This is a genomic window from Streptomyces sp. adm13(2018), assembly GCF_008042145.1.
In the GTDB taxonomy this organism is placed as follows: Bacteria; Actinomycetota; Actinomycetes; order Streptomycetales; family Streptomycetaceae; genus Streptomyces.
This window is the reverse complement of sequence record NZ_RDBH01000254.1, coordinates 1-1398: the sequence shown is the minus strand read 5'-3', so window position 1 is coordinate 1398 and position 1398 is coordinate 1. Positions and strand designations below refer to the sequence as shown.

The following is a 1398-nucleotide window of genomic DNA, read 5'->3' as shown; positions in this document are numbered from 1 at the left end:
GGGCGGGGGTTTTCCCTACCTCGGCGAGGGGCCGGTGACGGCGGATACGCGAAGGGCCGGTGGGGAGCGCACACACCGTGTCGCTCCCCACCGGCCGTCAGGCGCGGTCGTCCGTACGCCGGGTGCCGACGCAACCCGCCGGGCGCCTCCGTACCCCGGGCGCCCGGGTACCCGTACGGCTCACCGCGTACGTACGGCTCACCGCGTACGTACGGCTCACCGCGTACGTACGGCTCACCGCGTACGTACAGCTCATCTCGTCCGCACAGCTCACGCCTTCGGCCGCGACCGCCACGGCAGTTCCGCCGTCACCGTCGTCGGGCCGCCCTCCGGCGAGTCCAGGACGAGTACGCCGTCCACCGCGCCCAGCCGTTCCGCGAGGCCCGCCAGGCCCGTGCCGCCGTCGAAGCGGGCACCGCCCGCCCCGTCGTCCCGGACCTGGAGCAGCAGCCGGTCCTTCGCCCGCCACACCTCCACGGACGCGGACCGCGCCCGCGCGTGCTTCGAGACGTTCTGGAGCAGCTCCGACACCGTGAAGTAGGCGATGCCCTCGATCGCCTCGGCCGGCCGCTCCGACAGGTCCACCGTCACCTTCACCGGCACCGTGCAGCGCGCCGACACCGAGGACAGCGCGGCGCTCAGTCCGCGGTCGGTGAGGACGGCCGGGTGGATGCCCCGGGCCAGGTCCCGCAGTTCCTGGAGGGCGAGCTTCACCTCGCCGTGGGCCTCGTCGACCATCGCCGCCGCGGTCTCCGGGTCGTCGAGGAGCTTCTCCTTGGCCAGGCCGAGCCCCATCGCGAGCGCGACCAGCCGGGCCTGCGCCCCGTCGTGCAGGTCCCGTTCGATGCGCCGCAGGTCCGCCGCCGCGGTGTCGACGACGACCCCGCGGTCCGACTCCAGCTCGGCGATCCGCCGCTCCAGCTCGTCCGAGGGGGAGAGGAGGCCGCGGACCATGCCCCGGTCGGCGCCGGCCATGCCCCGCGCCAGGAACGGCAGCACCGGCCAGAGCACGAGGAGGGAGACGAGCGTGACCGTGAACGTGACGATCCCCCAGGGCAGCCGGATCAGCCCGTACAACTGCGTCCGCCAGCCCACCGGGTCCTTGAGCCTGCTCCACAGCCAGCCGAAGAAGCCGTCGTGGGACGGCAGCGGGGACGGCTCGGGGATCGTCATCCCGAGCAGCGCGCGGGCCCGCGCCCGCTCCGACCGGCCGAGGAGGCGCGCGCCGCCGAGCCCGAGGGCGAGCAGCGGAAGCCCCACGACGGTGACGGACAGGCCGACGCCGAGGACGACGCTCACGACCGCGTAGACGAAACCGGCCAGCGCGGTGAAGAGGTTGGAGAGGAGGAAGGAGATCTCCTTCCAGGTCTCCTTGCCGTAGGCGGTGCGGCGGGGCGG

1 protein-coding gene is annotated in these 1398 nt (G+C 74.0%); it reads right to left on the bottom strand.

The features are described 5' to 3' along the window. Positions 1-270: 270 nt before the first annotated feature. Positions 271-1398, bottom strand: a 1128-nt coding sequence (locus EAO70_RS36235; protein WP_148007032.1) for a sensor histidine kinase, incomplete at its 5' end; no start/stop codon positions are given.